The sequence below is a fragment of the Flavobacterium quisquiliarum genome, from assembly GCF_019308285.1.
GTDB lineage: Bacteria > Bacteroidota > Bacteroidia > Flavobacteriales > Flavobacteriaceae > Flavobacterium > Flavobacterium quisquiliarum.
This window is the reverse complement of sequence record NZ_WWEM01000039.1, coordinates 158,958-182,226: the sequence shown is the minus strand read 5'-3', so window position 1 is coordinate 182,226 and position 23,269 is coordinate 158,958. Positions and strand designations below refer to the sequence as shown.

General features: G+C 33.9%; 22 protein-coding genes and 1 tRNA gene. 16 read left to right on the top strand and 7 right to left on the bottom strand.

Features of this window, described 5'->3' with window-relative positions; translation table 11 throughout:
• Positions 1 to 239: 239 nt before the first annotated feature.
• The 4 genes from GSY47_RS22685 to GSY47_RS22670 are packed head-to-tail and all read left to right on the top strand — an operon-like array spanning position 240 to position 4,110.
• A complete protein-coding gene (locus GSY47_RS22685) occupies positions 240 to 905 on the top strand; it encodes a succinate dehydrogenase cytochrome b subunit (RefSeq protein WP_179004282.1) in 666 nt (221 codons plus the stop codon).
• A 15-nt stretch (positions 906 to 920) separates the two neighbouring features.
• A complete protein-coding gene (locus GSY47_RS22680) occupies positions 921 to 2,921 on the top strand; it encodes a fumarate reductase/succinate dehydrogenase flavoprotein subunit (RefSeq protein ID WP_179004284.1) in 2,001 nt (666 codons plus the stop codon).
• A 21-nt stretch (positions 2,922 to 2,942) separates the two neighbouring features.
• Positions 2,943 to 3,317, top strand: coding sequence for a four helix bundle protein (locus GSY47_RS22675; RefSeq protein ID WP_179004286.1), 375 nt, complete (start codon positions 2,943 to 2,945; stop codon positions 3,315 to 3,317).
• Positions 3,318 to 3,363: 46 nt separating this feature from the next.
• Positions 3,364 to 4,110, top strand: a complete 747-nt coding sequence (locus tag GSY47_RS22670; protein ID WP_091494507.1) for a succinate dehydrogenase/fumarate reductase iron-sulfur subunit — start codon at positions 3,364 to 3,366, stop codon at positions 4,108 to 4,110.
• 55 nt (positions 4,111 to 4,165) lie between these two features.
• Here GSY47_RS22670 and GSY47_RS22665 read toward each other — a convergent pair whose 3' ends face one another.
• Positions 4,166 to 6,457: a family 20 glycosylhydrolase gene (locus GSY47_RS22665; protein WP_219071543.1), complete on the bottom strand. Its 2,292-nt coding sequence runs from the start codon at positions 6,455 to 6,457 to the stop codon at positions 4,166 to 4,168.
• A 157-nt stretch (positions 6,458 to 6,614) separates the two neighbouring features.
• Between GSY47_RS22665 and GSY47_RS22660 the strand changes: the two genes are divergently transcribed.
• Positions 6,615 to 7,391 (top strand): DeoR/GlpR family DNA-binding transcription regulator, encoded by a 777-nt coding sequence (locus tag GSY47_RS22660; protein ID WP_179004290.1) that lies wholly within the window; start codon positions 6,615 to 6,617, stop codon positions 7,389 to 7,391.
• Here GSY47_RS22660 and GSY47_RS22655 read toward each other — a convergent pair.
• The 4 genes from GSY47_RS22655 to GSY47_RS22640 all read right to left on the bottom strand — a co-directional run bounded on the left by GSY47_RS22655 (position 7,388) and on the right by GSY47_RS22640 (position 11,551).
• Positions 7,388 to 8,458 carry a dipeptidase gene (locus tag GSY47_RS22655; RefSeq protein ID WP_179004292.1) on the bottom strand — a complete coding sequence of 357 codons (1,071 nt, stop codon included), beginning with the start codon at positions 8,456 to 8,458 and terminating at the stop codon, positions 7,388 to 7,390. The two genes, GSY47_RS22660 and GSY47_RS22655, sit on opposite strands and share 4 nt — an antisense overlap.
• Positions 8,459 to 8,469: 11 nt before the next feature.
• Positions 8,470 to 9,561: a D-TA family PLP-dependent enzyme gene (locus GSY47_RS22650; protein WP_179004294.1), complete on the bottom strand. Its 1,092-nt coding sequence runs from the start codon at positions 9,559 to 9,561 to the stop codon at positions 8,470 to 8,472.
• 198 nt (positions 9,562 to 9,759) lie between these two features.
• Positions 9,760 to 10,227 carry a RidA family protein gene (locus GSY47_RS22645; protein ID WP_179004296.1) on the bottom strand — a complete coding sequence of 156 codons (468 nt, stop codon included), beginning with the start codon at positions 10,225 to 10,227 and terminating at the stop codon, positions 9,760 to 9,762.
• Positions 10,228 to 10,231: 4 nt separating this feature from the next.
• Positions 10,232 to 11,551 carry a GntP family permease gene (locus tag GSY47_RS22640; protein WP_219071542.1) on the bottom strand — a complete coding sequence of 440 codons (1,320 nt, stop codon included), beginning with the start codon at positions 11,549 to 11,551 and terminating at the stop codon, positions 10,232 to 10,234.
• 184 nt (positions 11,552 to 11,735) lie between these two features.
• Here GSY47_RS22640 and GSY47_RS22635 point away from each other — a divergent pair, with 184 nt between their 5' ends.
• Complete coding sequence (locus GSY47_RS22635) at positions 11,736 to 12,503, top strand: amidohydrolase (RefSeq protein WP_179004300.1); 768 nt, start codon at positions 11,736 to 11,738, stop codon at positions 12,501 to 12,503.
• Here the strand turns inward: GSY47_RS22635 and GSY47_RS22630 are convergent.
• On the bottom strand, positions 12,500 to 14,188 hold the full coding sequence (locus GSY47_RS22630) for an Ig-like domain-containing protein (protein ID WP_179004302.1): 1,689 nt from the start codon (positions 14,186 to 14,188) through the stop codon (positions 12,500 to 12,502). The two genes, GSY47_RS22635 and GSY47_RS22630, sit on opposite strands and share 4 nt — an antisense overlap.
• A 172-nt stretch (positions 14,189 to 14,360) precedes the next feature.
• Between GSY47_RS22630 and GSY47_RS22625 the strand changes: the two genes are divergently transcribed.
• The 6 genes from GSY47_RS22625 to GSY47_RS22600 all read left to right on the top strand — a co-directional run bounded on the left by GSY47_RS22625 (position 14,361) and on the right by GSY47_RS22600 (position 19,505).
• Entirely contained in the window at positions 14,361 to 15,365 is a 1,005-nt protein-coding gene (locus GSY47_RS22625; protein ID WP_179004304.1) for a hypothetical protein, read from the top strand.
• Positions 15,325 to 17,682, top strand: coding sequence for a hypothetical protein (locus GSY47_RS22620; RefSeq protein ID WP_219071541.1), 2,358 nt, complete (start codon positions 15,325 to 15,327; stop codon positions 17,680 to 17,682). The genes GSY47_RS22625 and GSY47_RS22620 overlap by 41 nt, the downstream gene beginning before the upstream one ends.
• Positions 17,683 to 17,692: 10 nt before the next feature.
• Entirely contained in the window at positions 17,693 to 18,097 is a 405-nt protein-coding gene (gene mce / locus GSY47_RS22615; protein WP_179004308.1) for a methylmalonyl-CoA epimerase, read from the top strand.
• 148 nt (positions 18,098 to 18,245) lie between these two features.
• Positions 18,246 to 18,319 (top strand) — tRNA-Ile (locus GSY47_RS22610).
• Positions 18,320 to 18,446: 127 nt separating this feature from the next.
• Positions 18,447 to 18,872: a very short patch repair endonuclease gene (locus tag GSY47_RS22605; RefSeq protein WP_179004310.1), complete on the top strand. Its 426-nt coding sequence runs from the start codon at positions 18,447 to 18,449 to the stop codon at positions 18,870 to 18,872.
• Positions 18,873 to 19,223: 351 nt separating this feature from the next.
• Positions 19,224 to 19,505, top strand: a complete 282-nt coding sequence (locus GSY47_RS22600) for a hypothetical protein (RefSeq protein WP_219071540.1) — start codon at positions 19,224 to 19,226, stop codon at positions 19,503 to 19,505.
• Between the two features lie 32 nt (positions 19,506 to 19,537).
• On the opposite strand, the gene GSY47_RS22595 is transcribed toward GSY47_RS22600, so the two are convergent.
• Complete coding sequence (locus GSY47_RS22595; RefSeq protein WP_179001932.1) at positions 19,538 to 20,128, bottom strand: riboflavin synthase; 591 nt, start codon at positions 20,126 to 20,128, stop codon at positions 19,538 to 19,540.
• 57 nt (positions 20,129 to 20,185) lie between these two features.
• On the opposite strand from GSY47_RS22595, the gene pdxA reads away from it, so the two are divergent.
• The 4 genes from pdxA to GSY47_RS22575 all read left to right on the top strand — a co-directional run bounded on the left by pdxA (position 20,186) and on the right by GSY47_RS22575 (position 23,260).
• Entirely contained in the window at positions 20,186 to 21,235 is a 1,050-nt protein-coding gene (gene pdxA / locus GSY47_RS22590; RefSeq protein WP_179001930.1) for a 4-hydroxythreonine-4-phosphate dehydrogenase PdxA, read from the top strand.
• Positions 21,236 to 21,340: 105 nt separating this feature from the next.
• Positions 21,341 to 21,883, top strand: a complete 543-nt coding sequence (locus tag GSY47_RS22585; RefSeq protein WP_179001928.1) for a YceD family protein — start codon at positions 21,341 to 21,343, stop codon at positions 21,881 to 21,883.
• Positions 21,884 to 21,892: 9 nt separating this feature from the next.
• Complete coding sequence (gene rpmF / locus GSY47_RS22580; RefSeq protein WP_008465217.1) at positions 21,893 to 22,087, top strand: 50S ribosomal protein L32; 195 nt, start codon at positions 21,893 to 21,895, stop codon at positions 22,085 to 22,087.
• A 174-nt stretch (positions 22,088 to 22,261) separates the two neighbouring features.
• The gene (locus GSY47_RS22575; protein WP_179001926.1) at positions 22,262 to 23,260 is read left to right on the top strand and encodes a beta-ketoacyl-ACP synthase III; all 999 of its coding nucleotides are present in this window, start codon (positions 22,262 to 22,264) and stop codon (positions 23,258 to 23,260) included.
• Positions 23,261 to 23,269: the final 9 nt, after the last annotated feature.

Here is a 23,269-nt window from a genome sequence, read left to right as displayed (position 1 = left end):
TAACAATATGATAAATTTTTGGTAATCTACTTAGAATTGAATTTTCTCGGTATAGCTTAGAAAGCAGTGATTTGAGGTTTTCTATAATGAATTATTTTTTAGCGGCTTCAATTCTGTACGTAAAAATACGTAGAGCAGGCCTATTTTAAAATCATTATAAATAACAACGAAATGGTTGTAGTTCTTTTGTAATTGAGTTATTTTTGTCTAATTTTTTAAAACAAACTACTTAAACACTTATGGCACAATCTGCACTATTGAATGCTTCCATCTTAAAGAAAGTAGCTATGGCTCTTTCGGGAATATTCTTAATCACGTTTTTAGCGCTGCATGTTTCCCTAAACTTTATTTCTATTTTGAGTGAAGACGTTTTCAACGAGGCTTCTCACTTTATGGGATACAATCCGCTGATACAATATGTAATGCAGCCAGTTTTGGCATTCGGAGTAATTTTCCATTTCGTAATGGGATTTGTTCTAACAGCTCAAAACAGCGCGGCAAGACCAATTGCGTATGCTAAATACAATGGAGCTGCAAACGCTTCTTGGAGTTCTAGAAATATGATTATTTCTGGATTGGTTATTTTGGCTTTCTTAGGATTGCATTTTTATGATTTTTGGTTTCCTGAAGTTACCTACAAGTATATTGCAGGTGAAACGCCAAATGCTACTAGGTATTATGGAGAGTTAGTTCATAAATTTCACAGCCCAGTTCGTACAGCATTGTACTGTGTGTCTTTCATTCTTTTAGGATTTCACTTATGGCACGGGTTTGCATCTTCTCTTCAATCAGTAGGGATGCACAACAAATACTCTAGATTTTTAGCGAAAGTAGGTTACTGGTTTGCAGTTGTAGTTCCTGCAGCTTTCGTAATTATCGCTTTATTTCATCATTTCAAACAATAATTAATATCAATTATAATGGCATTAGATTCAAAAATTCCAAATGGTCCTATAGCGGACAAATGGACAAATTATAAAGATCATATTAATTTAGTAAACCCTGCTAACAAGCGTAATCTTGATATTATCGTAGTTGGTACAGGTTTAGCTGGAGGTTCGGCTGCGGCTACTTTAGCTGAGTTAGGATATAACGTAAAAGCATTCTGCTTCCAAGATTCTCCACGTCGTGCGCACTCTATCGCAGCACAAGGAGGTATCAACGCTGCAAAAAATTATAAAGGTGACGGTGACTCAGTTTACAGATTGTTCTACGATACTGTAAAAGGAGGTGACTACCGTGCACGTGAAGCAAACGTTCACCGTTTGGCTGAGGTTTCTGCTAACATTATTGACCAATGTGTGGCTCAAGGGGTGCCATTGGCTCGTGAATATGGCGGACTTTTAGATAACCGTTCTTTTGGAGGAACTTTGGTTTCTCGTACATTCTATGCACAAGGACAAACTGGACAGCAATTATTGTTAGGAGCTTATTCTGCAATGAACCGTCAGATTGGTCGTGGAAAAATCAAAATGTACAACCGTCACGAAATGCTTGACATTGTAATCGTGAACGGAAAAGCGAGAGGTATTATCGCTCGTGACTTAATCACAGGAAAAATAGAAAGACATTCTGCTCACGCGGTAGTAATTGGTTCTGGAGGATACGGAAACGTATTTTTCCTTTCAACAAATGCTATGGGAAGTAACGCAACAGCAGCTTGGAAAATTCATAAAAAAGGAGCGTTTTTCGCAAATCCTTGTTACACACAAATTCACCCAACATGTATTCCGGTTTCAGGAGATCACCAGTCTAAATTGACTTTGATGTCTGAGTCTTTACGTAATGACGGACGTATCTGGGTTCCTGCAAAATTAGAAGATGCTCAGGCAATTCGTGAAGGAAAGAAAAAAGCAATTGATTTATCTGAAGAAGAAAGAGATTATTTCTTGGAAAGAAGATACCCTGCGTTTGGTAACTTAGTTCCTCGTGACGTTGCGTCTCGTGCAGCTAAAGAAAGATGTGATGCTGGTTTTGGTGTTAATAAAACGGGCGAAGCAGTTTATCTTGATTTTGCGGCGGCTATCGAACGTTATGGAAAAGAAGCTGCTCACGTGAAAGGATTGAATGAAAATGACAAAGCTTTAGTTACTAAATTAGGAACTGATATCGTTAAGAGTAAATACGGAAACTTATTCCAAATGTATTTGAAAATTGTTGACGAAGATCCTTATGTAACGCCAATGATGATTTACCCAGCAGTTCACTACACAATGGGTGGAACTTGGGTTGATTATAACTTAATGACTACAATTCCTGGATGTTTCTCAATTGGAGAATCTAACTTCTCTGATCACGGAGCAAACAGACTTGGAGCTTCTGCTTTAATGCAAGGTTTAGCTGATGGATATTTCGTATTACCATATACTATCGGAGATTATTTAGCTCCAGATATTAAAATGGGAACAATTTCTACAGACTTGCCAGAATTCGTTGAAGCTGAGAAAGCGGTTGTAGATCAAATCAATAAATTCATCAACAACAACGGTAAACATTCTGTAGATTATTTCCACAAAAAATTAGGTAAAATTATGTGGAATAAAGTAGGTATGGCTCGTAACGCTAAAGGTTTAACTGAGGCTATCGAAGAAATTGCTGCTTTACGTGAAGAGTTTTATAAAGATGTAAAAGTTCCAGGAAGCGCTTACGAATTTAATCAGGAATTAGAAAAAGCGACTCGTGTTGCCGATTTCTTAGAATTAGGAGAATTGTTCGCGAAAGATGCTTTACACCGTAACGAATCTTGTGGAGGTCACTTCCGTGAGGAGTACCAAACAGAAGAAGGAGAAGCACTTCGTGATGATGATAACTTTGCATACGTTGCAGCTTGGGAATACAAAGGAAAACCAAGTGATGCAGTATTACACAAAGAACCTCTTAATTACGAAAATATTAAATTAGTTCAACGTAGTTATAAATAATAAAGGTTAAGAGTAAGGGTTATGAGTTTAAAGTCGTTCGAAGATTTAGAGTGCTGGAAAGCGGCACGAGAATTAAGAATCTTTGTTTCTCGAAATATTCTTTCGAAATTTCCAATTGACGAAAAATATGCCTTGACAAGTCAGCTAAAACGATCTTCTAGATCTGTTAGTGATAATATTGCCGAAGGGTTTGGCAGATATCATTATCAAGAAAATATTCAATTCTGCAGAATTGCGAGAGGTTCTTTAACGGAAGCTTTAAATCAAGTAATTACTGCTTTAGATGAGGATTATATTGAAGAAGATTTGTTGCAACAATTTAGAGAAAGGTTCGAAAGAACCAAAGCAATATTAAATGGATACATAAATTATTTAGCTAAGACGAAAATGGAGTAGTAGCCCTATGACGTTTAACTCTTAACTTATAACACATAACATAAATATGAAACTTACATTAAAAATATGGCGTCAAAAAAACGCTCAAGATAAAGGAGGGATTGTAGAATATCCTATCGATGGAATCGAACCAGATATGTCTTTCCTTGAAATGTTAGACGTTCTTAACGAAGGTTTAATCAACAAAGGAGAAGAGCCTGTAGCTTTTGATCACGATTGTCGCGAGGGAATCTGCGGAATGTGTTCTTTATTCATCAACGGAGAAGCACACGGACCAGACAGAGGTGTTACAACTTGTCAGTTACACATGCGTATGTTTAAAGATGGTGACACGATTTTTATCGAGCCATTTAGAGCAAAAGCTTTCCCTGTAATTAAAGATTTAGTGGTTGACAGAAGTTCTTTTGATAGAATTCAACACGCTGGAGGATTTATCTCTGTAAACACTTCAGGAAATACAATTGACGCGAATACTATTCCAATTAACAAAGACGATGCAGACAAATCATTTGATGCAGCTGCTTGTATTGGTTGTGGAGCTTGTGTTGCAACTTGTAAAAACTCGTCAGCGATGTTGTTCGTTTCTGCAAAAGTTTCTCAATATGCATTGTTGCCTCAAGGTAAAGTTGAAGCAGTTGACCGTGTATTAAATATGGTTCACCAAATGGATTTAGAAGGTTTTGGTAACTGTACCAATACAGGAGCTTGTGAAATCGAATGTCCAAAAGGAATTTCACTTGAAAATATCGCGCGTATGAACCGTGAGTATTTAGCAGCAAGTTTAAAAGGTTAATTAAACCGATTGATATATTTAAAAAACGCTTCCGTTATTGGAAGCGTTTTTGTTTCTATTCATAATACAATTGTGATGCGTTGATTTCTTCTTTTTGCTGACCTTCTTTCTGAATAAAACAGTTTAAAATCGTGCCACCAGTTAAGTCAAAATAACTGATGTTGAGTTTGTGAAATCCTTTTTCCAGTTTAATTGTGCCATAAGCTTCATTCATCCAATGAATACCATCATTATCAACGATTAATTCATCATCTATAAAAAGCTTCGATCCGTCGTCTGAAAGCGTCGAAAAAGTATAATTTCCTGTTTCTGGAATAAGGATATATCCGTTGAATTTTAAACCGATATAACGCTCTAATTTTGTTTTCCATTTCTCTGCACTGATTTTGCCTTCTAAAATGCCGGAATTAACGGCTTTTGCAAGTTCTAAATCCTGAACTTGTTTAAACGTTCCTGTAAAATATTCATATTTTAATCCATTTTTCTTTGGCTGAATAGTTAACGCTGATTTCAAATCTGGATTACGGACAATAATTTTATTAATAGAACTTCTTTTACCGCTTTCGCTGATTTGAATGGTTTTGATGATTCGATATTCTCCTTTCGGAATATTTATGGTTACTGGATTTTGATATAAGTTTGCAGTTTCGTCAGGATTGTAACCGTCAATAGTATAGAATATTTTTCCTTTTCTTATTGTTGGTTTTAAGTCTAAAATATATTTTGATGCAATTAATGCCGTTTCTTGTGAACCCAAAGCTGTTGGAACTTTATATAATCTTTCTTGTAACTCTAATTTTTCTAAATGATAAGGCAATTGATTTTGAATGAAATGATTGTAATTTTTAGTCGAAGTGTGAGTCCATGCAATTTCTGCTAAAGCGAAAATTCTCGGATAAAGCATATAATTCAATTTTGCTGGACTCGTTAAATACTCTGACCATAAGTTAGCCTGAACTCCAATAATATATTTCTGTTCTTCAATACTTAAACTGTCAACTGGAGTTGGATTATAATGATACACTTTTTCTAAAGTGCTTAATCTGCCAACTGTAAGTGGTTCGTTTGGTGAATAACCTTGATTGTAATCAAAATAAACGGTTCCTTCTGGCGTCATTACAACAGGATGTTTCAGTTTTGCAGCGTGAATTCCGCCAGATTCTCCTCGCCAAGACATAACGGCAGCATTTGGTGCGAGTCCGCCTTCCAAGATTTCATCCCAGCCAAAAATCTGTCTTCCATTGGCATTTAGGAATTTTTCAATTCTTTTAATGAAATAACTCTGCAGTTCATGTTCATCTTTTAAGCCTAAATCCTTGATTCTTTTTTGACAATTCGAACAAACTTTCCATCTCGTTTTCGGACATTCATCTCCGCCGATATGAATATTTTTACTTGGGAATAATGCTAAAATTTCAGTCAAAACATCTTCTAAAAAGGTAAAAGTTTCGTCTTTTCCTGCACAAAAAACATCTTCAAAAACACCCCAAGATTCTACAACTTTATAATTACGATCGGGAAAACAAGCCAGATTTGGATAGGCTGTTACGGCTGCGGAAGCATGACCTGGCATTTCTATTTCGGGAATAACATTCACATAATTATCTTCGGCAAATTTCACGACTTCTTTGATTTCTTCTTGAGTATAAAATCCTCCGTACGGATTTCCGTCGAAAAAGAAGGGTGATCTTTCGAATTTATTCCCCACTAAAGTCTGTGCTCTTTTTGAACCGACTTCCGTCAGTTTTGGATATTTTTTTATTTCAATTCTCCAGCCTTGATCGTCTGTTAAATGCCAATGAAAATTATTTAATTTATAGCTGGACATTTGTCTGATAAAATCTTTTATAACAGCAACAGAGAAAAAATGACGGCAGACGTCTAAATGCAAGCCTCGGTAAGAATATCGCGGTTGATCTTCGATAATTACGCATGGCAGTTTTATTTCGCTTGAAATTTTGTTCGGAAGAAGCTGTAATAAAGTCTGAACAGCATAAAAAAGGCCTTCTTCTTTTCCTGAAACGGAAATTTTATTCGAAGTAATTTCAATTTTATAGCCCTCTTTTGATTTGAAATTTACATCTGAATTAAACTCAATTTTCAGATTTGATTTTTTTGAAGAAGCCTGAACATTTAATGCCGATTCTAAAATTTTTGCCGATTTGGATTCCTTTTCGCTGAAATTTTTATTTATAAAATTCACCTGAACTTTTCCGTTAATGCGAATACTGTCTCCGGTCAATTTATAAAAGTTGGGAGCTGGAATTATAGAAATGTTCTGCTGTGAATTTTGAGCATTTCCATTTGAAAAAGAAAGAAGGAAAAAGAGAAAAAGGAATTTTTTCATAAGAGAAAAACTTTAAATTTTAGTAAAAAGGTATTTTAAAGATAGGTAAAGGATTTTAAAACTGGTTTTTGAATGATTTTATTGATAATACCGCTTTTGGTTTCGATGAAATATTTATTGAAATGTTTATTTTTGTAATTAGAAAAAAACAATCGGCATGAGCACTGAAAATGAAGTTTTAAATTACAGTAAAGAAGAACGTAAAAATCATATTCTAAAAGAGATCAATCTGCATACGCGTGTAAGTTTTGAAACTCTTTCGGCTAAACTTGGTGTTTCCGAAGATACTGTTCGTCGTGATATTAATGAACTTGACGCCGACTCGCTTTTGATTAAAGTAAAAGGTGGCGCGATGACCAAAGGATATCACTATTCTTCATCTAATCAGACTTATGCTGTCGAAGCCAAACAAGTTATTGCTCAAAAAGCAGTCGGCCTTCTTCATGACGGAATGGTTTTAATTGTGGATGGAGGAACGACTATTCGCGAGTTCATCCGATTAATTCCAAACGATCTTAATTTGACTGTTTTTACGATTACTGCTTTAACAGCTGTACAGCTTTTAGATAAACCCAATATCAAAACCATCATGATTGGCGGAAGTATTTCTTCATACAGTCAGATGTGTGTGAGCGGAGAAGCTTTTCATCAATTGGCCAACATAAAAGCAGATCTTTTGGTTCTCGGAACAAATGCTTTAGACATTGACGGCGGTTATTCTGATTCTGATTGGGAAACGGTTCAGGTTAAAAAAGCAATGATTCAGGCTTCTAAAAAAACAGCGGTTTTAACGATTACAGAAAAATTAAATACGGTTCTTAAAATGAAAATCGCTAGTTTGTCTGAGATAAATTATGTTATTACCGAAGAAGAACCGAATGACAAAAAACTAAAATTATACAAAGAGAACTTTCCAAATCTGACTGTAATTTAATCCCAATGTTTGACTAGAAAATCAATCCAGTTTTGATGAAAGATCTTTTTTAAATCTTCATCAGAATAACCGTGATTTTTAAAGATCAGAACCAATTTTTGCAAATCGGCGATTGTGTCTAAATCATACGGACATTGTTCTGTTCCAAAAGCGCCGTCCAAATCGGAACCAATTCCGATATGATTTGCATTTCCTGCCAGTTGGCAAATATGATCCATGTGTTTGAAAGCGGTTTCTAAACTGCAATTCATTTTCTTTGGATCTGAAATACCTCTTTCCCAATTTGGCACCATCATCCACGCATCTAAAGCACCGCCAATAACAGCTCCTCTAGAAATTAAAGCTTTAATCATCTCATCGCTGTATTGACGGTTATGATCAACTAAAGCCCTGCAATTGTTGTGACTTGCCCAAACCGCTCCATTAAAATGATCTAATGCCTGCCAAAAAGCATCATCACATAAATGGGTTGCATCGAGAATAATATTCAAGCGTTCCATTTCTTTCAATAAATCAATTCCGTTCTGGTTCATTTTTCCGGTTGCGTCGGTTCCGTTGGCGTATCTTCCCGGGCCGTAATGTGCAGGGCCAATGGCTCGTAATCCGTAATGGTATGCTTTTTCTAAATAGGAAATATTTACAATTGAATCTGCACCTTCTAAACTTAAAATATATCCAATTGGTTTTTTGTCGTTTGGAGTTCCGTCGTTCCATAAATCAAAATGATTTAGAAGCGATTTTTTATCCGTAATCTGTGTCATTTCTCCAGATTCTTCCATAGATTTGTACCAAGTCAGCTGTCCTTGAGTCTGCGCCCAAGCTTGTTCTGGTGAATTCCAACCCGGAATGATACTGTCGGGTTTTACGAATCTTGCAATTTGAGTTGCCACAACAATTCCGATATTACCGCGTCGAAGATCAGGAAAAGAAACCGTCGCACGTTCGCGGTCGGGCTTATCGTTCATTCCTTTTTCTAATTTTCGTAAAGTTGGAACATCGTTTCTCAGATCACGATTCCATTCCATCGCATTCATGCTGAGATCCAAATGGGCGTCTAGTATAAACATAAGATTAAAAATTAAATAGTATTTTTTCGGCCTCGCGCACCAACGGGCCATTGTGTATAAATTTGCTGTTTTTTGTTGACCACTTGAAGAGTATCGTATAAGGCAACAGTCGGACAGACATGATACGGTTCAGCATAAATAATATCGCCGATTTGATATTCTTTCTGACCTTTATTTTCAAAAATCAAATGTTCTTCAGAATGTGCGGTTGGAATAAGATCTTCGTCATTTAAAACAACCAATCTTTTGTCAATCGGATTTTCAGACGAAACGGCTTTATAACCAATGTCGACACAAATTGTATTTTTTGTGGGTTTAGAAATAATCGTTCCAACGATTACCAATGCGGGCTTAAAATCCTGTTCAGGCAAGTTATTTTGATAATTAGAATCCCAAAAAACAAAAGTTCCCGGACTACATTCTACATTTTCCTGTAAGGCATAAAACGGAAAAGTATTAGAACCTCCTGCAACAATTTTAAAATTTTCTGCTTTATTGATAATTTGTTCAAAAGACTTAGAGGCTTCTAAATTTCTTTCTTCAACACTTCCTTTTATATGACCATCATAAATATGGATTCCTTCAAATTGAATACTTTTTAATTGTGAAATTTGATCAATTAACCCAATCCAATTTTCTGAAATGGAAAAACCAGTTCGGTTCATTCCGGTATTTAAATCTAAATAAACAGACAAAATCAGATTGTTTCTTTTGGCAATTTCATTTAAATCTGAAGCCGTTTTAATATTGTCTACAATGGTTGAAAAATGAATCTCAGGAAACTTTTTAATTAATGAAATCCATCGTTCGGCTTTTAACCCAACCGGTTGATACGCCAAAAGAATGTCTTCGATATTTTGATTGGAAGCCAGTTCAGCTTCAGCAATTGTAGCGCATTTTATTTTCTTGATATTATAAATTTTAAAAAGCTCTAAAATTTCGGCATTTTTATGCGTTTTAATATGCGGACGCAATCGTTGCGTGTCGCCTTTGACATAAGAAATAAGCTTTTCAATATTTTGTCTTGCCCGATCTTCGTAAACTGCTAAAAACGGAGTATCGATAAGCGTTTCGGAATTGATTTCCCACCAGTTCTTTTGCATGGTTGTTGTTCTTTAGCTGGTTGTTATTATGGTAAACATAATTTTTTTTAAACACATAGAGTCATAGGTTTTAGATGCTGGTTGAAGGTGTTTCACTTTGCATCAATAAACATAGACTATGCGGGATTATCTAATCCTTTGTTTTAATCTTCAACACATAAAAAAAAAACTATGACTCTATATGTTTAAAAAATCTAATTAATACAATTCAAAAAGTGCTTCAACTTCAACCGGAATATTATCAGGAAGTGATCCAAATCCGACAGCGCTTCTCACACCGATTCCGTTTTCTTGCCCCCAAACTTCTGCAAATAATTCGCTGCAGCCGTTTATTACATAAGGATGTCTCAAGAAATCCGAAGTACAATTTACCATTCCCAAAACTTTGATGACTCTTTTTACTTTGCTTAAACTTCCAAAATTGGTTACAATGGTAGAAAGCATAGTCAGTCCAACTTGCCTTGCAGCTAATTTTCCTGCTTCGATATCCATGTCTTCTCCAATACGTCCAATAATTAATGACTTATCATCTTGCACAGGGCCGTGACCTGATAGATATAGATATTTTCCGTCTACCAAATACGGTTTGTAAATTCCTAAAGGCTGTGGAGCGGGAGGAAGGGATAAACCAAGACTTTCGAATTTTTCTTGCGGATTTAAACTCATGATTTTAATGTATTAAAGCGTTTAAAATAAATATAAATACAATTCCCAGAACAGAAACCAAAGATTCCATTACAGTCCAGGATTTAAAAGTGTCTTTTAGACTGATATTAAAATATTCTTTGAACATCCAGAAACTCGGATCGTTAACATGCGAGCACATTAAACTTCCAGCTCCAACAGAAAGTACAAACAGATTGGGATCGAGATCGTTGGATTGTAGTAAAGGTAATAAAACGCTGGCAGTCATTAATCCTGCAGCAGTCGCAGAACCCACACAAATACGAATTATTGCGGCCATAATCCATGCCAGCAAAAATGGATGAATATTAACTTGGTTTAAAGTAGCGACAATAGTTTCGTTTACACCGCTTACAATCATAACTTCTTTTAAGCATCCTGCACCGCCAACAATTAAAACAATTAGTGCAACATCTTTTATGGCTTGTGTATAATCATCCATAACAGATGACATGCTTCTGTTCATTTTAATTCCTAAAGTGTAAGTGCAGAGTAAAAGTGATAATAACATTATGATACTTGGATCTCCGATGATTTTGCAGATTGAAATTAATTTTTCATTATCTGAAATCAGCGGTAGTAAAGACGTAATTGTTAAACCAAAAACTGGAAATAAGGCAGAGAATAAACTTAAACCAAAACTAGGCAATTTACCTTCGTTAGTTATTTCTTCCACATTTAAAATTTCATGATCCGATTCGGTTTTGATGTTTTTAAAGCGGGTTGAAAACCATAAACCTGCAATTAGTATGGTTGGAATCGCGATTATGATTCCGTAAATCAAAACCAAACCAATATCTGCTTTTAAAATACTGCTCAAAGCCATTGGCGAAGGATGCGGTGGGAGAAATCCGTGTGCAACAGAAAGTGAAGCCAGCATTGGAATTCCTAAATATACTTTTGACAGTTTAAATTGATGCGCCACTGAAAAAATCAGCGGCACTAAAAGAACAAATCCTACGCTGTAGAAAAGCGGAATTCCAATGATGAAACCAGTTATCATTAAACCCAAACGAACATATTTTCTTCCAGTCCAATTCATGACCGTTTTGGCAATCACTTTTGCTGCGCCAGAGGAAACGGCTAATTTACCAATGCAAGTTCCGAAAACAATAATTAAAGTTATGGAACCAAGCATTTCACCTAGGCCTTTTTGCAAAACAGGAGAAATCGTTTCTATTGGCAATCCCAAAAAAAGCGCGGCCAAAAGTGATGTAATGATAAACGCGATAAACGGATTAATTTTAAACCAGGCAATCTGTAGAATTAAAAAAATAATGCACGCAGTGAGTATGAGAATGCTCATGGTTTGTGGTTGGATTTTAGTTAGTTATAATTGTGGTTGGAATTCCAAATATATAAAATATTTTTACACTTCGCATTTTTTTTGCAAAAACTGCGTTTTTTTTGCAATGATAATGTTAAAAAATACTTGCTTATGAATGAAGGTTACGCCAATGTTTTCTACCTTTAACTAAAAATATTCTGATATGAAAATTGCTTTAATCCAATCTGATCTTGTTTGGGAGAATGCTCCTGCAAACAGAGAAAATTTCGATTCAAAAATTAATGAAATCGATTCTGAAATCAATTTGATTGTGCTTCCGGAAATGTTTTCTACAGGATTTACAATGAATGCTTCGGATGTTGCAGAAACTATGCAGGGAGAAACTTTTGAATGGATGAAATTGAAGGCAAAACAAAAAAATGCAGCTATTACAGGAAGTGTCATTATAACTGAAAACGATGCATTTTACAATAGAATGTTTTTTGTTTTTCCGTCAGGAGATTTTCAATATTATGATAAACGACACTTGTTTTCATTGGCTGGCGAAGATCAGTTTTATACTTCTGGAACTCAAAAAGTAATTGTGGATTATCTGGGTTGGAAAATCTGTCTCCAGATTTGTTATGATCTGCGATTTCCTGTTTTTGTTCGAAATGTCGAAAATTACGATCTACTTTTATATGTTGCCAACTGGCCAAAAGTCCGTATCAATGCTTGGGATACTTTGTTAAATGCTCGTGCAATTGAGAATTTGTGTTATGTTGCTGGAGTAAACAGAATTGGTTTTGATGATAATGATTTTGAGCATAACGGTCACACCCAATTAATCGATTACTGGGGAAATTATATCATAAAGCCACAAGAAACTCAGGGAGTTTTTGTGGCTGAATTGGATAAAAATATAATGCTGGAAACTCGCAGAAAATTGAATTTTCTAGGAGATAGAGACCAATTTGAACTTAAGCTTTAAAAGGCTTTCCGTTTCTTTTCGGCTTGTTTTTGCTTTTTAACATCTTCTTTTTTCTCGACTTCTGGATTAAATGGTATGCTTAAATCAAGAGTTTCATCAACATCCCAGTTAGACCGCACATCAATGCCTTTTTGATAATAATATACTTCTTCTGCATACGTTTTCTGCAGGAAGTTTCCAGTGTCATAAACTTTATTTTTGTTGTCGTCGTAAATTACACGAATTGTAAATTCTTCGGGAACAAGTAGATTAAAAGAGATTTTGGTTTCGCCCTCAGAATAGGCGCTTGCCAGTACGTTATCTCCTTTTTTGTTGGTTATTTCTACAATAATCGGAAAACGTTTTACGTTTCGTAAATTCAAGATTAGATTCCCATAATCTTCAAATTCTTTTGTCGATAGTTTATACGATAAGGTATCGTTTGTTTTTTCATAAAAATCGGTTAGAGCACCTGGAAGGAAAGTAAAATGGTATTTTTCCAGTGGCTTTTTTTCAAAATCAACATAGAGCTTTTGGTCAAACTCATCATATTCTGTTGTAAAATCAACGGCTGTTGAATCTTTATTGACTAATGTGATTTTAGATTTATCAAATTTTACCAATGGAGTTTCGGTTTCCATAGTAAAACGTTCTCTAAAATTAATCTGACCGTTTTGCACTGCCTTTATGTTTAAAGTGTCTTTCTTTAAAGCTTTAATCTTAAGAGAAAACTTTTTATTGTAACTCTCTTTTGAAACTTCCATGGATAATGAATCTACTTTTAAAGGCTTAAACCAAACCTGAAGAGAATCTTTTTTAGGAAATTGTGTTACAATAGTTTCAAGAACTTCATTTCCATTTTTAAGAACAATTTTTGGTTTGTCGTTTTTGAAATTCTGTTTTCCTTCATACGGCAACAATAATCTATTTCCAGAAGCTTGAATTGGTTTGAAAGTCTTTAAAGGCAATGTTTCTTTAAATAATTCCAATTCATAAACTGTATCTGTTGGAATCGTAATATAATGTTTTAAGAATCCGATTTTATCGTCTTTAGGGTTGAATTTATTGTTGCTTCCTTTGTCTTTTAATGCAACCAAAAGATATTTCCCTTCTTTTAAATTTTCAAATTGGAAAGTTCTCATACTATCCAAAGTATTCGTTATGTAACGTGGAAACTCTTTGTAGATAACAGAATCTTTAAATTTGTCATTGACTTCATACAACATTACAGAAACAAAGTTGTCTACGTATTTTTCGTAGGAATCTTTAATTCTTCCGTTCAATTTAAGAGAATCGATATAAGGTCCTGTAGAAAAAACATACTTAAATTGATTTAATGCATTTCCTTCATTATTATCTGTAATGGCCTGTCCAAAATTTAAACTATAAGTAGTATTTGGCTGTAAAGTATCGCGGATTTCAATTTTTAGAAATTTACTAACCGAAGTAGGCGTAATTATAGGCTCGTTTTTAAATGGAGGTGAGATAATTAACTGTTTGTTCTTGTTTTTCAGTTTGATATATTCGTCAAAATTTAAAATGATGGTGTTTCCTTTAAAATTTGTGCTGTAGTTTTCTGGATAACTCGATACCAAAACGGGAGCAAGTGTATCTTTTAAACCGCCTGTAATACTGCCTCTTTTAGCGCAGCTTACTACTGAGATTAGAATAATAAATAGAATGTATTTTAGAGCGTTTTTCAACATAACGGTTTTTCAAATTTGATTGCACAAAATAACGATTATATTTGCTTTAATTGAAATTTTTTATCCATTTATTAGGATTTAAGACTTTTGCATTTCTTCGATTTTTTATCGTTTCGAATATTTTAAAACGGCATAATTTCTTACTTTTGGTTTTAAATGTAATTTTCAGGTTTTGTTAAAACGAATTTTTCCAGTTCTATTTTTCTTTTTACTGCTATCGTGTAGTAAAACCGAAAACCCAATTATTTCCTTTTATTACTGGAAAACAATCTTCAAATTTTCTGAAAAAGAGAAAGCAGTTCTGAAAGAAAATCAGGTTAAAAAGCTTTATGTACGCTATTTTGACATTGGACTTCAATCAGAAACAAAACAACCCTTTCCAATTACTCCAATCCGATTTGATGAAAATTCAGAAGGATTTACGATTGTTCCTGTCGTTTTTATTCAGAATAAAGTAATGCTTGAGCCTAATTTAAATGTAAATGATCTGGCAGAAAAGACTTTTGGTTTTATAGAACAAATCAATTCAAAGAATAAAATTGTCTGCCAAGAAATTCAAATTGACTGCGACTGGACATTGAAGAGTAAAGAAAACTACTTAAAGTTTATAGAAGTTTTTAAAAAACTTTCAAAGAAAAGACTTTCGGCTACAATTCGACTCCATCAGGTTAAATATTTTAAAAAGACCAAAATTCCAAATGTCGATTCGGGAGTTCTAATGTATTACAATATGGGATCAATTGCGACAGATTCTCTCAATTCAATTTACGATCAAAAAGTCGCTGAAAAATATTTGAGCAGTTTAAAAAAATATCCGCTTCATCTTGATTTGGCTCTGCCGATTTATTCTTGGGGAGTTCACATTAGAAATAATAAAGTAATCGGACTGCGTTCTAAAATGAATACAAAAGAGTTGCTGCAAGATCCAAATTTTGAAAAAACACATTCTATTTTTTTTAGAGTTAAAAAGTCTAATTATAAAAACGGAATTTTTTATGAAGAAAACGATCTGTTGAAAATAGAAGAAATTGCAACAAAAGATTTAAAAGAAATGGCAGAAGATTTGGATGAAAATCTGCCTGCAAAACCAAACGAAATTATATTTTACGATTTAGACGAATTCAATTTAAACCATTATGAAAAGAATATTTTTGAACAAGTTATTTCTAAGTTTTAGCCTTGCTTTACTTTCGATATACGGAATCATTTATGCCTGCGCTGGCGGAGACGATTGGGATTTCTTTGGCTACAATTCTAATTTTACGCCCGAAACTTTTGCAGACAAATCCTATTCGCCTTTATTTTTATCAGGCGGAATTTTTTACGGAATTGGTTTTGATACGCAGCACAATTCTCGTTTCAATAAAAACATAAAATCAGATTGGGCCGATTATCTTAAAGGAAAGGCTGATACAACGACGGTAAATTATTTCTTGATCGGAGATGAGCACCCAAGCTATTATTCTGATGATAAAAATACAATCAAAAACAAAGAAGAAATTGAAGATCTTCATGTGTTTTATAAAACCAAGAAAGAGAATAAGAGTTCTCTAAAATGGGGAAAAAAGATCAATTTGAAAGAGGATAAAATTAAAAACTTTGTCGAGTTTTTATATTTGGCTCAAAAAATAGAAACGGTATCTATTGGTCAAGATTATTGGAGTTATGATCCAGTTGTGGAGAAAACGTTCAAGGATGCCAAAATGATTCAGTCAATCGAAAATGTATATAATACGATGTCTGATCCTTTCTTGAAAAACAGATATTGGTTTTTAACCATGAAAGCTCGTTTTTATAGCAATGACAAACAAAAAGCGATTGACTTTTTTAATAAAACAGAGAGTTCTGTTGCCAAAAATACTTTGTATTATCGTGCTTTGGCTTATGTAGCGGGAATCAATTTTAAGCAGAAAAAATATGCAGTTTCGAATTATTTGTATGCGCAGGTTTTTGATAAATGTCCAGAATTGCGTGTGGTAACAGCATATAGTTTTCGACCGAAAAACGAATCCGATTGGACAAAAGCTTTAGCAATGGCGAAAAATAATAATGAAAAAGCAGCGCTTTGGGCCATTCACGGTTATTATAAAGATGAAAAACAAGCTATTGAAAAGATTTATGAAATAGATCCAAAAAGTGAGCATTTAAATTATTTAGGAACTCGTTTGGTAAATTCATTAGAACAAAAAATCAATAATTCGTTTCAAAAGGATGGAAGTCAAGACCAGCCGAGAAGACCACAGACCATTGCCGAAAACAAAACTGAAAACAAATCAAAAATCGATAACAGTGCTTTAGATTTAATTGCTAAAATTTCGGCTGCAGGAAATACGCAGAGACCGTATTTGTGGGACATTGCGATTGGTTATCTTCAGACTTTAAAAGGAGATTATACTAATGCAGATAAAAATTATACTAAAGCAGAAAAAACACTTCCGAAAACGGAACTAGCGCGTTATCAAATCAGATTACTTCGTTTTGTAAATAATATGAGCAAAATTGATAAATTGGATGATACGAATGTTAAAACTGTTTTAGCCGATTTGAATTGGCTTTATTTTGAATTACCAAAAACGTATAAAGGAAGTGAATTCCGTTATCAAAATGCTTCGCAATGGAGTAAAAACTATTTGGCTGCTTTGTATAAATCAAAGTCAAATATGGTAATGGCAGAGTTGTTTAATGAATCCCGTTATAGTTATTGGAACGATGGAAATTCATTTTACGATAATGAAAAAGATTTATTGGCCATGAAAAGTTTCTTAGAGAAATCTAATAAATCAGAAATTGAGAAAATTGGTGCCGGAATTTATAGTTTGAAATTAAAAGACATTAATAATTTTCAAGCAGTTCAAGCTACTTTCAAAAATAAAATCCCAGAAGCAATTGAGTTTATGAAACAAGCCGACTCAGTTCAGTATTATAAATTTTTAGGAAATCCGTTTAACGGAAGCATTAAAGATTGCCACGATTGTGATCATGTCGCTTATCAAAAAAGAAAATACACTTATATGGATTTCTTAAGTACAATTAAAGAAATGCAGGATAAGTTAGCAAAGAAAGAAGATGTTTATACCAACAGTCTTTTGCTTGGAAATGCATTTTATAATATCTCTCATTTTGGAAACGGAAGAACATTTTATGAAATTACTATTGTAGGTTATGGATCGAGTCCGTATTCATTTAGAAATCCAATGAAAGATATGATTACTAATAATTCGGTTTCGAAAATGTATTATCAAAAAGCTTTTGAAGCGGCATCCAACAAAGAACAAAAAGCAAAATGTTTGTATCTGATTTCGAAATGTGAACGTAATGATTATTACAACAAAAAATACAGCGCGATAAATAGTTATTGGGAAATTCAGGATGATAAGGTTAATTTTATAGCTTGGAACTCATTCAAGGCTTTGAAAAAGGACTATTCAGATACTAAATATTATCAGGATGTAATTGCGGAATGCGGTTATTTTAATACTTATGTGAATCAATAAATTTGAAAAAATGGTAAATAAAATAGAACATATCGGGATTGCAGTGAAAAACATGGACGACGCCAATGTTTTGTTCGAAAAAATGCTTGGAGTTCCGTCTTATAAAATGGAAGCTGTAGAAAGCGAAGGTGTGCTGACTTCTTTTTTTCAGACAGGAAACAATAAGATAGAACTTTTGGTGGCGACCAATCCAGAAAGTCCAATAGCTAAGTTTTTAGAGAAAAAAGGAGAAGGAATTCATCATATTGCATTTGATGTTGACGATATCGAAGCAGAAATTGTCCGTTTAAAAAATGAAGGTTTTGTACTGATCAATGAAGTTCCGAAGAAAGGAGCTGACAATAAATTGGTAGTTTTTCTACATCCAAAGAACACAAATGGTGTTTTAGTGGAGCTTTGTCAGGAAATAAAATAAAAAAAAATGTCATTTTAGATTTTGAATAAGATGTTGAAAATCAATTTCGTTTTTCAGATTCAACAAAAGATTTGAAATTAAATTTAAATGATGTCTTAAAATATTTGGAGTGAATGAAAAATAGTAGTAATATTGCATCCTCTAAACCGGTCCTATAGCTCAGCTGGTTAGAGCACCTGACTCATAATCAGGTGGTCCCTGGTTCGAGCCCAGGTGGGACCACTTCTTTAGAAACACAAAGCCCTTACAGAGATGTAAGGGCTTTTTTGTTTTTGGTCATTTCAAAATAAAGATTTCCTTTCCTCAAAATAGCTTAACTTTAGCTTTCAAAAACAAATTTAGTCTTAAGATGGATAATTTAACTCCCCCACAAAGGAGTAGGAATATGCAGGCTATAAAAAGTACCGGAACAAAAGACGAGGTACGGCTTGCTAAAGCCTTATGGGATCTCGGATACCGATATCGAAAGAATAATAAAAAAGTATTTGGGCGACCAGATATTACTTTTGCTAAATACAAACTTGCTATTTTTGTTGACAGCGAATTTTTTCATGGAAAAGATTGGGAAACACAGCAATTACGAATTAAGTCCAATCGTGATTATTGGATTCCGAAAATTGAACGGAATATACAAAGAGATCAAGAAGTCAATGCTTTTCTTGTTTCAGAAAATTGGACTGTTTTAAGGTTTTGGAGTAAAGAAATTCAAAAAGAATTGGAGGTCTGTGTGGCTAGAATTGAAGGAACAATAATGCTTTTAAGCGTTAAAGGATGATGTTCAAATTCAAACTTTAGATTATTTCTAATTGTCAAATAGAGATTTTGTCCGAATTTGTGTTTTAATTTTTTGAAAATCAGGAAATTCTTATAGCGTTGTGAGTTTTATTAAGGGTTGTGAAAATGAGGTTTTTTATGTACTACAACGTTTTCTGAAAAGGGATTACAAGATTACGAAAAAAAAGTGTTAAAATTTGTTGGATGTTTTTTGTTTTAAAAGTTGGTTTTGTTTAAAAAACTTATACTTTTGTCCAAGATTTTTGCAGGTAAAACAGTATTTGTGCGAAATTTCTATTGAAATAAATTTGTTAAATAATTATAAGCCTGTTGTTTTTAACAGTTTAAATTTATGAAAAATCTAAAAGCCCCATTTTTAGCATTTGCATTAATATTACTAAATATATCGATTGTGTCTGCTGGCGCTGACTCACCGCCTCCTCCGGACAATGGAGGAATTACGGCTCGTACTGCGAATGCAGACGATGATGGAGGAGGCCCTCTTGATGATGATGGTTTGCCAGGTACACCTATTTTGCCAATCGATCAAAATATTATAATATTGTTAATTGGCGGTTTAGCTTTAGGAGCTACCGTAATTTATAGAAAACAAATAAAAAAAGCTTCAAATTAATTTGAAGCTTTTTTTATGAGAATTGCGGAGAATTATTTGTTTATCGAATAAAGTCTAGAGATATATTTCCCAACTACATCAAATTCAAGGTTGATTTTTGTTCCAACTTTAAAATTTTTAAAATTAGTGTGTTCAAAAGTGTAAGGAATAATTGAAACACTAAATTCATTTGTTTTAGAATTGACAACTGTTAAGCTTACTCCATTTACAGTAATTGATCCTTTTTCAATAGTAATGTTGTTTTGGCTTTTGTCGTATTCAAAAGTGTAATTCCAGCTTCCGTTTGCTTCTTCGATTTTAATACAGGTTCCGGTTTGGTCTACGTGGCCTTGTACGATATGTCCGTCCAGACGATCACCAAGTTTCATTCCTCTTTCTAAATTAACGATGTCGTCAACCAGCCAATCGCCTATGTTGGTTTTTAAAATCGTTTCGTCAATAGCTGTTACAGTATAAAGAGAATCTTTAATTGCTACTACTGTAAGGCAGATTCCGTTATGCGAAACGCTTTGGTCTATTTTTAATTCATGTGTTATTGAAGAGTCAACTGTTATATGAAGATTGTTTTGGTCTTTTTGAATTTCGTGGATCCTGCCGAGTGTTTCTATAATTCCTGTGAACATTGTGGTTTTATTTTACTAAATTTGCACATCAAAATTAGTAATAAATACACTGAGCTCATGAATAAAAAAGCAGAAAATATAATTGTTGGAATTTCAGTAGGAGATTTAAACGGTATTGGAAGCGAAGTTATATTGAAAACATTCGAAGATTCTCGTATGTTAGAATTATGCACGCCGGTTATTTTTGCAAATGCTAAAATTCTTTCTTTTGTTAGAAAAAGTTTTGCTTCTACAGTTCAATTTCATGGAGTTGATAAGCTGGAGCAGGTTATTCCTGGAAAAGTAAATGTCTTAAATCTTTGGAGAGAAGGAGTAGATATTAATTTAGGAACCAATGATCCTAAGATTGGAGAATATGCAATCAAATCATTTGTTGCGGCAACAAAGGCATTGAAAGATAATGAGATTGATGTGTTGGTTACAGCGCCAATCAATAAATACAATATACAGTCTGAAGATTTTAAATTTCCGGGACATACTGATTATCTGGATCAGCAATTAGAAGGAAATGCACTGATGATGATGGTTCAGGATAATTTAAGAGTGGGGCTGATTACAGATCATGTGCCTTTAAATGAAGTGGCTTCGCATTTGACGGAAGAATTAATTACTAAAAAAATTGAAACGATCCGAAAATCTCTGGTTCAGGATTTTAGTATTGTTAAACCGAAAATAGCAGTTTTAGGATTGAATCCGCATGCTGGAGATGGTGGGGTAATTGGAAAAGAAGATGATTTGGTTTTAAAACCAACATTAAAGAAAATATTCGATTCAGGAACAATGGTTTTTGGTCCATTTCCTGCAGATGGCTTTTTTGGAAGTGGTCAATATGAAAAATATGATGCTATCGTGGCAATGTATCACGATCAGGGACTAATTCCGTTTAAAACCTTGTCTTTTGGAAAAGGAGTTAATTATACAGCAGGTTTAGATAAAGTAAGAACATCTCCGGATCATGGAACAGCTTACGATATTGCAGGAAAAGATATGGCAGATTACAATTCGTTTAAAGAAGCAGTCTATCTTGCGATCGATATTTTTCGCTCGCGTAATCAGTATGAGGAGATTAGCCAAAAACCTCTTAAAATAAAAGAAAAACAGTTATAAACAAAAAAAGGTGAATAAGATTATTAGATTTATAATAATTTTATATCTTTGCACCCCAATTCAGATATCTAGTTTTAGAACTGAATTGTTCAAATTGATGTTGAAATGAGCAAAACAAAAGAATTTTTAATTCCTTTCGTAGGATTAAAACTAGGAAAACACCATTTTGAGTATCAGATAAATAATGATTTTTTTAAGAATTTTGATTACGAAGAGTTTCAAAGTTCAGATATTAAAGTCAAGTTGCTTTTCGAAAAGAAGAGCACTATGTTAGAGTTAGAATTCAAACATAAAGGAACAGTAAATGTACCTTGTGATCTAACAGGCGAAGATTTTGATTTACCTATAAAGGGAAAAATGAAGTTAATTGTTCGCTTTGGAGATGAGTTCAATAATGATAATGAAGAATTATTGATTTTACCACATGGTGAACATGAGATAGATATTGCGCAGTATATTTATGAAATGATCGCGCTTTCTGTACCTCAAAAAAGAATTCATCCAGGAGTTAAAGATGGAAGTCTGCAAACTGAAGCTTTAACTAAATTGAATGAATTGAGTGTAAAAGAACAAAAGGAAGAGAGTAACAAAGAAGAAGATATTGACCCGCGTTGGGAAAAATTAAAGAAACTATTAACGGATAAATAATATAGTAAAATGGCACATCCTAAGAGAAAGACCTCGAAAACAAGAAGAGATAAGAGAAGAACACATTATAAAGCTACTGTAGCTCAAATCGCTACATGTCCAATTACTGGAGAAGCACATTTATACCACAGAGCTTACTGGCATGAAGGTAAAATGTACTACAGAGGGCAAGTTGTTATCGATAAATCTGAAGCGGTTGCTTAATACGTTTTTGTAAATTATACTAGAACTCTCACATAGTGAGAGTTTTTTTTGTTGGTTATAATTTTCGTTTTTTAGGAAAATATAGACAAATTCGTTACGTTTTTTTTTGTAATTTTCGAGTCTTTTAAAAATTTTTCAAATTAATCATAATTTGAGAGGAAATAATAGAATATAATGAATACAATCACAGCCGCAATTACCGCTGTTGGAGCTTATGTTCCTGACTTTGTTCTTACCAACAAAGTGTTAGAAACAATGGTTGATACCAATGACGAGTGGATTACTACTCGAACAGGAATTAAAGAAAGAAGAATTCTTAAAGATGCTGATAAAGGAACATCTTACCTTGCTATAAAAGCAGCACAAGATTTAATTGCAAAAGCAAATATTGATCCGTTAGAGATTGATATGGTTATCATGGCAACGGCAACACCAGATATGATGGTGGCTTCTACAGGAGTATTTGTTGCTACAGAAATTGGCGCTACAAATGCATTTGCTTACGATTTACAAGCAGCATGTTCAAGTTTCTTATATGGAATGTCAACTGCGGCGGCTTATGTACAATCTGGACGTTACAAAAAAGTGCTGCTAATTGGTGCTGATAAAATGTCGTCAATTGTAGATTATACAGATAGAGCGACTTGTATTATTTTTGGAGATGGAGCAGGTGCTGTTCTTTTCGAACCAAATTATGAAGGCTTAGGCTTGCAGGACGAATATTTAAGAAGTGATGGTGTAGGACGCGATTTCCTTAAAATTCCTGCAGGTGGTTCTTTGATTCCGCCTAGCGAAGAAACTGTAAAAAATAGACAGCACAATATTATGCAAGACGGGAAAACTGTTTTCAAATATGCTGTTACTAATATGGCTGATGCAAGCGAATTGATCTTACAAAGAAACAATTTGACTAATCAAGATGTTGACTTTTTGGTGCCGCATCAAGCGAACAAACGTATTATTGATGCTACTGCAGGCAGATTAGAATTGGACGATTCTAAGGTGTTGGTAAACATCGAAAGATATGGTAATACTACTTCTGGAACTCTACCATTAGTATTAGCAGATTTTGAGCATAAGCTTAAAAAAGGAGATAATGTTATTTTTGCCGCTTTTGGTGGTGGATTCACTTGGGGATCTATCTATTTAAAATGGGCTTACGATAAGAATTAAATTAAAACT